General features: G+C 46.9%; 8 protein-coding genes and 1 pseudogene. 3 read left to right on the top strand and 6 right to left on the bottom strand.

The features are described from left to right. Positions 1-144: 144 nt before the first annotated feature. Together PBN151_RS32100 and PBN151_RS25115 are read left to right on the top strand one after the other, a co-directional pair. Positions 145-875: pseudogene (locus PBN151_RS32100) on the top strand (IS256 family transposase); the annotation flags it as partial. A 569-nt stretch (positions 876-1,444) separates the two neighbouring features. Then, entirely contained in the window at positions 1,445-1,798 is a 354-nt protein-coding gene (locus PBN151_RS25115; RefSeq protein WP_072731278.1) for a hypothetical protein, read from the top strand. A 188-nt stretch (positions 1,799-1,986) separates the two neighbouring features. Here the strand turns inward: PBN151_RS25115 and PBN151_RS25110 are convergent, their stop codons facing one another. Genes PBN151_RS25110 through PBN151_RS25100 form a run of 3 tightly spaced genes read right to left on the bottom strand, consistent with a single transcriptional unit; the run spans position 1,987 to position 8,406 of the window. Further along, a complete protein-coding gene (locus PBN151_RS25110; protein WP_175560795.1) occupies positions 1,987-5,181 on the bottom strand; it encodes a cohesin domain-containing protein in 3,195 nt (1,064 codons plus the stop codon). A gap of 11 nt (positions 5,182-5,192) precedes the next feature. Beyond that, positions 5,193-6,740 (bottom strand): dockerin type I domain-containing protein, encoded by a 1,548-nt coding sequence (locus tag PBN151_RS25105; protein WP_072731271.1) that lies wholly within the window; start codon positions 6,738-6,740, stop codon positions 5,193-5,195. A gap of 16 nt (positions 6,741-6,756) precedes the next feature. After that, positions 6,757-8,406 (bottom strand): S-layer homology domain-containing protein, encoded by a 1,650-nt coding sequence (locus PBN151_RS25100; protein ID WP_072731269.1) that lies wholly within the window; start codon positions 8,404-8,406, stop codon positions 6,757-6,759. Positions 8,407-9,011: 605 nt separating this feature from the next. On the opposite strand from PBN151_RS25100, the gene PBN151_RS25090 reads away from it, so the two are divergent. Further along, complete coding sequence (locus PBN151_RS25090) at positions 9,012-9,695, top strand: MIP/aquaporin family protein (protein WP_072731267.1); 684 nt, start codon at positions 9,012-9,014, stop codon at positions 9,693-9,695. A 179-nt stretch (positions 9,696-9,874) separates the two neighbouring features. Here PBN151_RS25090 and PBN151_RS25085 read toward each other — a convergent pair whose 3' ends face one another. The 3 genes from PBN151_RS25085 to PBN151_RS25075 all read right to left on the bottom strand — a co-directional run bounded on the left by PBN151_RS25085 (position 9,875) and on the right by PBN151_RS25075 (position 13,274). After that, positions 9,875-10,711, bottom strand: coding sequence for a phosphoenolpyruvate hydrolase family protein (locus PBN151_RS25085; protein WP_021255131.1), 837 nt, complete (start codon positions 10,709-10,711; stop codon positions 9,875-9,877). Further along, a complete protein-coding gene (locus tag PBN151_RS25080) occupies positions 10,708-11,952 on the bottom strand; it encodes a Tm-1-like ATP-binding domain-containing protein (protein WP_072731266.1) in 1,245 nt (414 codons plus the stop codon). Before PBN151_RS25080 ends, PBN151_RS25085 begins: the two co-directional genes overlap by 4 nt. A 122-nt stretch (positions 11,953-12,074) precedes the next feature. After that, the gene (locus tag PBN151_RS25075) at positions 12,075-13,274 is read right to left on the bottom strand and encodes a phosphoenolpyruvate hydrolase family protein (RefSeq protein ID WP_139295422.1); all 1,200 of its coding nucleotides are present in this window, start codon (positions 13,272-13,274) and stop codon (positions 12,075-12,077) included. Positions 13,275-13,314 lie beyond the last annotated feature (40 nt).

The raw sequence follows: 13,314 nt of genomic DNA, 5'->3' as shown, positions 1-13,314 counted from the left end.
TAAATCATATACACTCTTAGTGTCCAAGTTCATTAAGGGGCTTATGAGATACCGATTAACCCCGATGAAATATTATTTAGTAATATATACAGTTAGAGTAATATCAATCTTAGTGGTGATCTAACTTTTTTTGTTTTGGATCCTACACAACAAACCGTATCCAATATAACGAAGGCTATTGTCGAGCAAATGTCGACGCTTTCGCAAAGCGGGCACTAGCTAAGCGTAATATTTGCATCTATATTGACGCTACTTACATTGCAGTCAAACGTGAAACGGTCTCAAAGGAAAGCTGTATATCTTGCAGTCGATATACGTGAGGACGGCTCCAAGGAAGTTCTAACCTATACCTTTGCCTCTACTGAATCAGCCTTCGTCTGGAATGAGCTACTGCAGGAGGTTGAAACCTGTGGTACAGAAGAAGTCCAGCTCTTTATTTCAGAAAGATTAAAGGACATTGTGGTCGCTATCGAGCAAGTATATCCTCATGCCAAGTACCAATTCTGCTGCGTTCATGTAGCACGCAATATTACTCATAAAGTACATGTAGCTGATTGAGCGAGCATATGTGATGACTTCAAAGCTGTGTACCGAGCTGAAGATAAGCAGTCTGGAATAGCCGCTCTAGAAGCTTTCTGTGATAAGTGGAAAGCAGCTTATCCTAAGGGTTATTAAATCTCTACCTGAGAAACCTTATAACTACACGTTCTATAGCTATCTCAAGCCGATCTGGAGAAGCATATATTCAACGAATCTCATTGAATCATTCAAAAAACAAATAAAAAAGTATACTAAGCGTAAAGAGCAGTTTCCACTGATGAAGCACTTGAAAAGTTTTTGTACCGCAGTTCGAAGACTATAATCAACAATTTTCACTCGTAAACTCCAATTCTCATTGAAACTGGATGCTTGACCTAAAGAATCTTATCAGTGCTTTTCATCTCATTTCTTGTAACTAACATAACCGCCAATCTTGGAAGAGCACAGTACCGCAAAGCAAAAGGGCAACTTTTTGTCGTTTAACAACAGTGGTTCTTGGCTGGTACCAGCCAAAAATAGTCGTTCCAGCCCGCTGATGGTCAGTGTTACAACACTGGGTGGATACTAGACGTGATACTTGTGGCGAACTAACATCATTATTTGTTAGTCGGTAATGTCCTCATGTTCTTGTCAAAAACGGAAATGTCCCTAAGTTCTTGTCATTTTTATTTGACAAGAACTTAGGGACATAAAATAAAAAAACCACGTTTTACACGGTATGTAATGTCTCAATGTTTTTGTCAACCGACAATTATTAGCCACCTTCTTTTTTTATTCATAAAAATAAATATATATTCAAAGCGTTTTTATTTTGATACAATGGACAAAATCTGACTTCTCTCTAATCTGACCGATACATACATTTTTCTTACTTACACTCCATTGCAAGAAAGGAGGTGAATTAATGAAAAAAGTAGTATTGATCTTACTATTAGCATTCTTCTCTTTCTCTACTAGCGCATTTGCTGCCTATATTGCAACATCTCATGATTTGACAGTTAGTCAATCTGCTCAACATAAATTAAGTGTAGGCTTGTGGAGCTCTACAAATGAAATCGTTGAACTTTCGCTCTATTCCAAATGGCCTTCTGGTCAACTTAATAGAGTATTTTCGACTACCGTGAATATTGGCCCCACTTCCCCAAGTCCTGTCGAGTTTTCAATTGGATACCTTAGTGCAGGAACTTATGTCCTTAAAGGGGAATTTCAAGGTTCTTACGGTAGTCTTGGGATGGTTAGTTTGAATCAAGTCTATTAAAATAAAAGGGCCAAGCGTATGATTTCGTTCGTTTGGTCTTTTTATCTATCGCCCGCCCAAAACTAGTCGTAACAACGTACTATAAACATCTCATTGATGTACTCATAGATGAGACAGCGCCCCTTTTCCGGCATTCAACCGAAAGAAGGGGCGCCTTGTTTATAAAGGGCTGCTCAGATGGCAGAACCCTAGTTCACGGACTCTAGCGATTTCAATACGACCAGTGCAATATCGCTGATATCAATGATTCCATCTCCGTTCAAGTCCATCATTCGGTTGCTGTCGTCAGGCTTCTTGCCCAATTGCTTGGCAATGAGCGCGATATCCTGAGCGTCTACTCTATGGTCTTTGTTGAAATCTTCTACATCGTAAGCGAATCGGATGCCAAGCTTCTCATCTTCCGAGAGCATATAAGACAGTTTGGTCACATCTCCATTTTTGTCGGTAAAGAACGACTGTTTGGTAAGCACCACTTCCGCCGGATCGCCAAATTGCTTCGCCTTTATGGTTATATGCGCAATATCCACGTTGCCGCCTAGTGCTCGATCTCCTAACTGAGTAGCAATGATGTTGACTTTGCCCTTCGCGCCGTCTTGGTCCCAACCCAGATAAGCGGTAGATGTGGAACCGAACCCGTCTGCCATCCGAACATCCACCACTTCGAACAGGGCGGGGTCAAATGCCAATGCTGCCTGCACCGCATACAGGTCGGTAACGTCCTTGGCCTGCAAGATCACATCAAACGTATCTCCGACGGACACTTCGCCCACAGCCTTCAATTGCAGTCCGCCCGGAGACTGTCCTTCAAAGGTCACTTGGTCATAATATCCGACCATCATGTTCCACGCCGAAGAATATAGGGATATTCGTGCGAATACCGCTTGTTCTGGAGCAGTGCCGGTCGCTGAAATGTCGATCCATTCTTTTTGCGGCATGCCTTTAATTACCGTGCCTGCTACCGTACTGATCCGGGCACCGGATTTATCATAGAAATATAAAACGATGCCGGAGTCATCCGTTCTCAAGCCTTCAATCAGTCCCTGCTCGATATAGAGTTTCGCCGAAGCCGTATATTCGCCGCCGCGGACGACTGGAATCGGATCGCTAAGATAGCTGCCGATTCCTTTATTGCTTTGTGACTTGTCAATAATCTTCAAGCTTTGCTCTTGTTCTCCACAAAAGCTCTGTTCCTGCGAAAGGCTATACTCAACTTCCGTTCCTGCTTCCACGCTCCAGCCTGGGATGGTTCCATCCGCATTTAGCGGTTCCCCGAAACAGCCGTTTCTCACAACCGTCTTTACGCTGTCAGATTCGGAAATCGGGATCATCATTAATTTCGTTTTATCCGTGTAATAGATTTGTTCATGTCCGTCCGCGTCCTTAGCAAGTGTCATGAAGCTCATCTCAAAGTTGCTTGGAGTTAACGAGCGATACTCCATCGTGGCCGGATCCACAACCGTCATCCGGTTCGCCAGGCTGATATACAGAAGACCATCCTCACCCCAGCGGGAATAATACGGACGCCACATTCCGTAATCCTTCACATCGGGATATATGTTTTTTTGCTTGACGACCGAAAGATCGTCCGGATTCAATGCAAAAAGTATGCCGTCAACGCCGCCCCACAGCAAACCGTCCGGACCAATAGTAAGGCCGCTGATCATCCGATGATTGCCAAGCCCGGTCAACGATGTAAGCTGTGTATGCATCGTCATTTCCTTTTTCGCGATATCCCAAACAAACACTTCCGGGTTATTCGCAGGCATCGTTGTGTTTAATCCTCCAGATTTGGTGGTTGAACCATAAATTTTACCGTTCTTATAGGCAAGACCTACAATGCTGTGATCCTGGATGATATTGCGATACACCTGCTTTTCCCCGCTTGCCAAATCGTAAATCGTTAATGCTCCGCCCAATTGCCCATAGTCCGGAATCGTACCGATCAGCAACTTTCCGTCCGCATACTCCATCTTATAGGGTCTATCTTGACCTGATCCAACCTGGAACAGCTGCTTGGGCTCGCTCATTTTGCCATTGGAAATATCAGTCTCATAAATGTATCCGCCAGGATATATCCCGTAATATACCTTATTACCGGCAGATACAATCCCTTCCGCTTGTCCGATCAAGAAGTTGGATGATTCACGGGTTACCGGATCAAACGCACCACCGACCCCGCCGGGATAAGCCGTCATATACAAGCGTCCATCCGTTCCCCGCTCCATATTATGAATCGGAATCGGTCCGCCTTTGGCGGCAACGCCGGGCAAATCTTTGCGCAGTCCTTTCTTCACGTCCAGCGCCGATAATTTGCCGTTGGCCTGGATCGTCACGATCGTGCGATCAGGGGTTAGCTCAGGATCCCCCATATCGATCCATGCCGCCCCACGTAAGGAAGTAGCAAAGCTAATTCCGGTATTTCTCGTCGCAAGCGTCGACAAATCAACCTCCAAGATGCCTCCGTGGGCTGGCACATAAGCCTTGCCGTCCGCGACAGGGATCTGGTTATAGCTCATCACTCCCTTACCGTTAACTGGATCAACACCTATATATTTATCTTCCCACTTCTGTTCCTGCAGATTGTAGTAGACCATCATCAAACCTGCTTCTCCACTTGCTTTGATGAACAGATATTTATCCACTACGGCCATATCATAGGCAAATTCCAGTTTTTCATGTTCTACGCCAAGAATTTTAGGCACTTCGTCAGAGATCACTTCCGAAGCCCCTGTCTCCACGTTTACCTTCACGACTTCGAATGGAAGCGCCATGCCGGCATAAATGTAACCATCAACGTAAGCCATGGAGCGTATATAGTTGTGGTTAGCGAGCAAGCTCCCGTAATCCTTTAATTCTTTGGTCTTCGGATTATATCGGAACAGCTTGCCATGATCATAGGTACCGATATAGACATTTCCTTCTGGATCGGTCGTCATGGACCATACTGATTTCTCACCCCCGATAACCTTCAGCTTCTGAACGGACTTGGTAGCCGGCGAGTAGCTCCACAGCTCTCCCGTACCTGATGCGGTATTGGTGCCAATATAAACGGTACCGTCGGGAGCAATGACATGTCTCCACGATTGGGCGACTCCTTCAAGCTCAAAAGTACGGATTAGCGCATTATTTTTGACATCTATCACGTTAAATACGGCAGGAGTGGTCGATGCTGTTGTGTACAGCACATCCCTTTCATTTTCTTTTCCCATCACGCCGTCGTTGATCGATACGGTACGGATCGGATAACCGAGATTTATGGGCGTTCCAAACTTTAATTTCGACAATTTACTCTCCTTCTCCGAGGCTGCCTGCGCCCCCATCGGCAATAGCGTACTCAGCCCCAGTGCCAAGATAAGCGCCATAGTAATTGAACGGTTTCTCATACCGCGTGGTATCATAGAGCATGTCCTCCATCATCCAAATTCAGCAACTTCGACAGGATCGCGTTGGTCAGCGCCTCGACATCCGCATGATCAATTCTGCCGTCATTGTTGATATCATATTTCCAGTTGTCCCCCGCCGCCATTTGACCCACCATTTTGGCTACAGCCATCACATCAAACAGATCGATTTTTCCGTCGCCATTCACATCCAGAGATGCTCTGCGGATCTGGGTGCTAGCCCGTTCATCGGATGTACCGATATAAATCTTGTTGTTCTGGATACCTTCTGAATCCTGTATGCCGGAGCCCGAAAGCAGCGTAACATCAACACGATCTGGTTCACCCAAAACTTTAAAGGTGACATTTATGATCTGTTTATCATCGCTGACGCTGGAACCCGCTGTTTTGGATACCTCGAATTTCAGAACCCCCGCTTCATGACTCCAATCCAGCTTTGCTTCCCCACCTGTATGAAAATCACTTGCGACGGCTGCATACACAACCTCCAGCACTGTCGGATCATAACGCAAGCTGCCAAATGCCTTCTGCACGTCCTGACCTCGGCTCAGCATAATTTTGGCTTCAAGCTGCTGGCTGCCTGAAATGCCTGTCGGCATTTGCAGATGCAAGGTGCCTGGCGCTTTCTCTTCTTGCGGTGAGGTTAAAGTGAAGTCATCATAAAAAGCACCTGACTCCGCAGTAAAGTAGTTAGAAATAGAAGCTGCTAATCTCGCATTTACGGCGTTGGAAGGAGCAATACCCGTGACCGTAACCCGCGTCCACGACCCGACGGTTCTTAAATGAACGATGTTCTCGCCATCCTTATCCGTATTGACCTGTTTCCCGGCTGCATCATAGAAACGAAGCACCAGGCTCGCTCCGGCCGCATTTCCTGCATTCGGGGCAATATACATCATGGCCGACCCGTTATACGTATAGCCCGGCGTTACAGGGCGCGGATCGCTCTGCACATAAATCGGCAGTGTATTCGATTTATCTACCAGCTTCAGGCTGGAAGTGCCGTAATACCGCATATCCTGCGATATTTCATGGGAAGTTCCCTCATTCGGAGCAAAAAACATACTCCAGCCCGGGATGGTTCCATCCGCATTCAACGTCTCTTCAAACCCGTTATTGAAGAGTTGTTTCACTTCATGAATTTCTTGAGAAGCCAGTTCGCCCGCCCCTACAGGCTCAAGCAGCGGACCCTTTTCTTCTCCTTCCGGGATCAAGGAGTCATCCACCGGATCTTCCTGCGGTTGTTCAACCATACCGTCCGCCGAATCACCATCTTTGCCATCGGACGGCACATCAACTGAACCATCGCCAGGCTCACCGTTATCCATGCCAGATCCATCAGTCGGCCCACCATCAGCGGGTTCGCCAATCGGCTGATCGGCTGGATCACCGCCCTGTCCGGCAAATATCGCATCTTCACTTGCCACAGAAGCCTCGGCGGTTCCGGGAACAAGCATTAACGGCGGCTGCAAGGCGATTAGAAAAGCCAACGCGGCAATTCTCCCCATTTTCCAAGCTTTTTTCAATCCGGAGTTCAACATAACCGACTCCCCTCCCTTATTTCGCATGCTGATGCATTTTCCAAATCAACACGGCCGTATCGGCACGATTTGAAGACTGCTTCGGCATAAATAGGTTCTGTCCCGTACCTGAAATGATCTTCATTTCTTTTGCCTTATTTACCGACGATTTGGCCCAAGAACTAATTGCATTTTGATCAGCAAACGCCTTGCCTGAAGCCTGCGCATTGCCGCCCTGAACCTGACCGAGGATTTGTAATGCATTCATCATCATGACGACCATCTGCTCACGGGTCACCGGTTCATTCGGCTTGAATGTGCCATCGTCGTAACCTTTGGTTATTTGAAGCTGATGCATTATTTTCACGTCTTCGTAATACCAATCGCCTTTCCTAACATCCGAATATGCAGCTTCTTCTTTACGATCCGTTATAAGCCGATCCAAGGAGAGCGCTTTCACGATCATGGAAGAAAACTCAGCGCGGGTCACTGCTTTGCTAGGCGAAAATAACGTCTCCGATGTCCCTTGCACGATATGCTTCGCAGTCAGAGCCTCAATTGCATATCGAGCTTCCGGATAAATGCCGGAGATATCTTCATACGACTTGGTATATTCCATCACTCGGTATGTCCCGGCCTGCTTTACAACCAGCCTGAATTTACTAGCCTGCTCTTGATGGAGGGCTTCCCTGATATAATCCCAAGCAGCCGTAGCCGTGTTATAACGATAAACGCCCAGTTTATTGACATCACGTCCGCCCAGCGTATATTCCAACAATGCATTAAGCTCGATTTTATTGATTTTCGCAGTATTCATCTTCCATTGAGACAGAGATAATTTCATGTCCTCCAAAAGTGTTTTTCGCTTGCTCAGATCCTCTGGGGCAATCACATAGGTATCCACGCCCTCTTTATTCATAGAAATGGAAGATAGTTTCTCCAGGATGGATAACGCAGCTTTCTGCATTACCTCCTTGTCCGCTGAAGCCGGTTCCAATTTCAACCCGTTCAGTAAGGTTTGCAGCATTTCCGCAGCACGTACCGGATCCTTTTCCTTCAATATGGCATCCATATTCCAAACCGGCTCCTTGCTTGAACCCGTCTGTCCGCTCGTGGTGCCCGATCCTGAACCTGACCCCGATCCCGGAGACGGATCTCGGTCGTCCTTCTTCGAAATTGTAAATGTTATTGCTTCACCTACACCAAATGTAAGCACTTTCAAATCTTTGTATCCTTGCTCATTAACAACTCTTTCGCTGCTTACGGCTTTCACATGCTGAATCTCGACAGCGGCCTGTTTTCCTTGCAGCGCCTTAAACGTAATTTCTGCTAGGCGAACAGATGCCTGCGGAATTCCTTGCAGCTGTTTTCTCATCACGGGGATATAAAGCTTCCCTTCATTGGCATCATCCTTGTAAGCGCCAAAAGTATCATACCCGTCACCGGCCTTTACCTCCAGCACCTGCAAAGCCTTGAGGTCGTACGTTAGCGAAACCTCGACACCAAATAGATCATTGAAATTTTCACCGCTCACTTGCAACTTGAACGTGTCACCAACATGTACGCTGCTTGAAGGGTTACTAAGAGCAATCCGTGCCCCCTCAGCCGCCTTGGCGTCCATGCTACCAAAGTTGAAAGACGTCAATATGAGCAGCATCAAGCAAAGCGCAAACATCATTTTTTTCATCCTGATCTCTCCTTTCGGATCAAACTTTTGGGTTAGATACGGATTTAGCTAAAAGGGATCACCTCCTTCGGTCATGTCCTTTATTCTGTATAAAGTGAACCCACGATTGTTCAGATGAATGATTCAACATGAAGTGCCATGGGTAAATGAAAACCCGCTTCATCATCTTATAGTCGACAGTAGCGGGTTTTCTTCGTTGTATATGGAAATGCAGTTCTAACTGAATCTCCTTTTGTAGTCGTGCATGTTTCATAATATTGCTTGAGTGAAATTGAAGTTTTGACGCTTTCATTTTCAAGGAACTTTTCTCCTATTTCGCTGCCTACCAATTGGAATTCTTACCCACCCCTCGATCTGATATAAATTTCTCCATCAGCCTACGTTTTCCTCTTTTATTCGCGTTATATCTTCAAAGGTAAGACAAATGCCCTTTTTCTGAATCGGATTCAACATATTTTTGCTGTAATGACGCATAGTCTTAACAGAGAAAGGACATTTTTAATGACTTTTCAGAAAATATTGGATGTTTCTTTATGGTTTTCAAAGGTGTATATGGTATTTGTCATTGACAATGACAATTCGTAAGTATTACAAGGAGGAACTACATGCACTCACCAATCAAAAAATATCTTTCCGAACTTATCGGTACATTTGTACTCGTTCTGTTCGGTTGCGGAAGCGCAGCAACTGTAGGAGCACAGCTCGGAAATCTCGGCATCGCCTTTGCCTTCGGCTTGTCGATCATTGCGCTGGCCTATGTAATCGGGCCAATCAGCGGATGTCACGTCAACCCAGCTGTCTCACTTGCCATGCTGTTCAATAAAAAAATGTCTGTTACAGACTTCATCGGGTATGTTGTCGCTCAAACAATCGGGGCTGTGGCAGGCGCTGGATTGCTGTATGCAATCATTGATTCCACGGGCACTGCGGTAACGAACCTTGGCCAGAACGGATTCGGGGCTGGTTACGGCATCGGCATTACTCCAATCATGGCATTTGTTGTCGAAATCGTATTGACGTTCGTGTTCATTTACGCCATTCTTGGTGTAACTTCGGATGAAAGCAAGGGAAGTGTAGCCGGAATCGTGATCGGTCTTACACTTGCGTTCGTTCACATTCTTGGTATTGGATTGACAGGAACATCCGTTAACCCTGCCCGCAGCTTCGGGCCTGCTGTACTGCTCGGCGGCGAAGCATGGTCCCAACTGTGGGTGTTCGTAACAGCACCATTCGTTGGCGCTATTCTAGCGGTCATTGCACTCCGCGTATTGGGAAGCCGCAAAGCCTAAGATAGACACCAACACATAACGAAGGGGCTTGCCGCATAAGCGCAGCAAGCCCCTTTGCATATGCAAAATGATGCACATGTGCTGTATATTCAAATTCAAACATCTTCATGCGAAAATGAGATCTGCAAACCACAACGAACGATGCATGAGAGCACTCACTCCCCCGCTATGCTAATGTTCTATTGCTGCTTCAACTTCACATTCTTGAATGCTTCAGCTTGCTGTCTGATTCCGACTTCTGCAGCAAAACGCTCGATACTCGATGCCCCGAAGAATCCATCGATGCCTGTTGTATGTTCGAAGATATATTGCGCATCCTCTGGATCAGCGATTGGACCTCCGTGGCAGATAACGAGTATATCTGGATTAACCGATCGACCTGCGTCGGCAATTGCCTGCACTCTCTTCGCGCAATCATCAAGCGTCAATGCTGTCTTCGCTCCGATAGTACCCTTCGTAGTCAGACCCATATGCGCAACCAGAATGTCAGCCCCGGCCTTCGCCATCTTAATCGCCTGTTCTTCATCGAATACGTATGGCGTCGTCAGCATGCCGAGCTCATGTGCTTGGCGAATCATATCTACCTCTAGGTCATAGCCCATGCCTGTTTCCTCTAAGTTCGCTCTAAATACCCCGTCAATCAGGCCAACTGTCGGGAAGTTCTGCACACCCGCGAAGCCCTGTTCCTTCAATTGCTTCAGGAACACTTCCATGATGCGAAACGGATCCGTCCCGCACACACCCGCAAGTACCGGCGTATTCTTCACGACAGGCAGCACCTCAGCGCCCATGTCGACTACGATTTGGTTAGCATCGCCATAAGGAAGCAGTCCTGCAAGTGAGCCGCGTCCCGCCATTCTATATCTGCCTGAGTTATAAATGATGATTAAGTCAACGCCGCCCGCTTCTCCACTCTTCGCGGAAATCCCCGTACCTGCCCCAGCTCCGAGTATCATTTCACCATTGGCAACTTGTTGCTTCAATTTATTGATGATATCTTGGCGTGATTGTTTCATTGTACTTCCTCCTTGATGTAAGTTTCGCTGCTGCTGTGCTTCATCAGCCCAATGAGCTTCTGAGCTGCTGCGATTGCGAACTGTTCGTCATTGATGTCTGCATTCATTTCAATAAGCTCTACAGCTTCCTTATTGATCCGCGTACGAAGTGTATCGAATAAAGCCTTATCCTCTTCCATCCCGTAGAATGGCTGTCCTTCTACATCCAGTGCGGATACCCCCTTCAACGGCAGCATCAGCACTGTCGGTGAAGTTGCTTGATTCAGCTTATCGGCAATGATCTTACCGAGCTCTATATTCTCTTCAACCGTGGTTCGCATCAGCGTTACGGTCGGATTATGCTTATAGAAATTACGATTTTGGAACTGCTCCGGCACGGAGTCGAATGGCCCGAAGTTCACCATATCCAGCGCCCCCGTCGATACGACCTGAGGCACTTGAGCCCGCACTGCGGCCTCCAGCCGATGCGGACCAGCATTCAGCACACCGCCGACCAGTTCGTCGCACCATTCTGTTGTTGTCAAATCCAGAACACCATCGAAATAGTGGGATTCAATCAAGCGTTCCATCGTCTTCCCACCTGCACCTGTCGCATGGAAGACAACAACCTCATATCCATGCTTCTCCAAGTACTCTCTCGCATGATTGACGCAAGGCGTTGTCACACCGAACATCGTGGCTGCAACTAGCGGCTTCTTCTCTACCGTCACCGCTACTTCTTCTTTCACCATGCCAGCAATCGCAAGTGCGGCATTCGTAAAGATGCGTGTCGAGATCGAGTTCAAGCCCGACACATCGACGATCGATGGATACATCATAATATCGCTAGTACCTACGTATTGCGCTACGTTGCCAGAAGCAACCGTCGATACCATGATCTTCGGCACCCCAATTGGCAGCGCTCTCATTCCTGGCGTTACAATAGAAGTACCGCCAGAGCCGCCGAAGGAGAGGATGCCATCGAACTTCCCTTCCGAATACAACCTTGGAATCAGCTTCTCCATTCCTTGGGCCAACACTTCGGTTGCTAAGGCGCGATCCTTCTTGGAGGCGATTTCATGAATATCCGCCCGCACCTCTCTAGCCACTTCCTCGTTCGATACATCGGGAACGAACATCGGATCAAATACTCCACTATGAATCGTAAGCGTATTCAATCCAAGCCCTTCTAGAATTTCCTTCACATACAAAAACTCTTCTCCTTTGGAATCGAACGTACCGACTATCGCCACTGTTTTCAATATAACAACCTCCTTATGAAGTGGAAGTATATGAAGTACTGATCTATATGAACTACCTAAGCCGGCTTACAATTCAAGTATAGGGCGATTCTGATTCTGATTCATGTATATTTGTACGATGTTCATGTGTTTTTGTATTGCCGTTGATATTCTCTTGGAGACAATCCCGTTGTCTTTTTGAACATTTTGCTGAAGTGCGCATAATCGTTATAGCCAACCAAGCCAGATAGCTCCAACAAATCTAAATGACGCTGCTTCATCAACTCGATCGACTTATTGATTCTGAATCTAGTCAAGTATTCTGGAAATGTACATCCCACCTCTTGCTTGAATAAATAACTCAGATGGGTTCTAGACAGATGTGCAACTTGGGCCAGCTCTGCAAACGAAATATCATGCATGTAGTTCGCCTCAACGTATTCCTTCACGAACTGCACATAATCGTAATGCTTCGTCACCCCTTCGAGCATTTTATGAAGCAGCTTGTCTTGCTCCGTTACCCCAACTTCCTTAAAATCAATCGCAGTCTTCGTAATCGCCGCCTCTGAAGGAATTCGCTCAAATGATGAGCCGCCCAAGTACCCGACTGCGCTCGTATTGTCATACATATATTTCACATCAGCCGGCGTATTGACTGGACCGCCATAGATCATCTTGATCACATTCGGATTGATTTTATCGCTCACTTGGAAAATCTGCGCCGCCAAGTCTGCGGCTGCCTTTAAAGAGAGCACCTTCGCCGCACCTAATACGCCGCCCTTCGTAAATCCTAAGTGAGCACAGATTACATCTGCACCGGCTGCTGCCATCAGGTGCGCCTGTTCCCGGTTGAACACGAACGCAATCGTGAACATGCCCATCCCGCTTGCGATACGGATCGCTTCCACTTCCGACTCGAAGCTGATACCCGCTTCTTCTAGCGCCTCGCCGAATTGTCCACCAATCAGTCCAACGGTAGGGTAATTGTTGATTCCCGAGAATCCTTTATTCTGAATTTCTTGAATGTACGCCTCCAACTGAATTGTCGGATCTGTTGCGCATAACCCGAACATCACCGGTACCTCTCTGACGAGCGGTACAATTTCCTTCGAGCCAAATTCCATGACGAGCTCATTGCAGTTCCCAAATGGGAGCAGTCCCCCTAGAGAGCTTAAGCCCATCTGTCTGAAGCGCCCCGAATTCAATGCCAAAATGAAATCGGCGCCGCCCTTTACCGCATATTTAGCCGAAATCCCTGCACCGGCTGCTACGCCAATAATGTGCCCGTTCGATTTCAATTGGGCATGCAATCTATTTCGAATCGTTTCACGATCAAAGTACACGTTAACACACCTTCTTTTCATTGCCGTTGCTGCTGCTAGG

Source organism: Paenibacillus sp. NAIST15-1 (genome assembly GCF_001894745.1).
GTDB lineage: Bacteria > Bacillota > Bacilli > Paenibacillales > Paenibacillaceae > Paenibacillus_B > Paenibacillus_B suaedae.
Note: the sequence above shows the minus strand (reverse complement) of the source record. Positions and strands in the feature narration are given on the sequence as shown.

What these genes read in the sequence shown, in the direction of transcription:
- PBN151_RS25110 (WP_175560795.1), bottom strand. Translation starts at nt 5,181, where the DNA reads ATGAGAAACCGTTCAATTACTATGGCGCTTATCTTGGCACTGGGGCTG.
- PBN151_RS25115 (WP_072731278.1), top strand. Translation starts at nt 1,445, where the DNA reads ATGAAAAAAGTAGTATTGATCTTACTATTAGCATTCTTCTCTTTCTCT.
- PBN151_RS25085 (WP_021255131.1), bottom strand. Translation starts at nt 10,711, where the DNA reads ATGAAACAATCACGCCAAGATATCATCAATAAATTGAAGCAACAAGTT.
- PBN151_RS25100 (WP_072731269.1), bottom strand. Translation starts at nt 8,406, where the DNA reads ATGAAAAAAATGATGTTTGCGCTTTGCTTGATGCTGCTCATATTGACG.
- PBN151_RS25105 (WP_072731271.1), bottom strand. Translation starts at nt 6,740, where the DNA reads ATGTTGAACTCCGGATTGAAAAAAGCTTGGAAAATGGGGAGAATTGCC.
- PBN151_RS25090 (WP_072731267.1), top strand. Translation starts at nt 9,012, where the DNA reads ATGCACTCACCAATCAAAAAATATCTTTCCGAACTTATCGGTACATTT.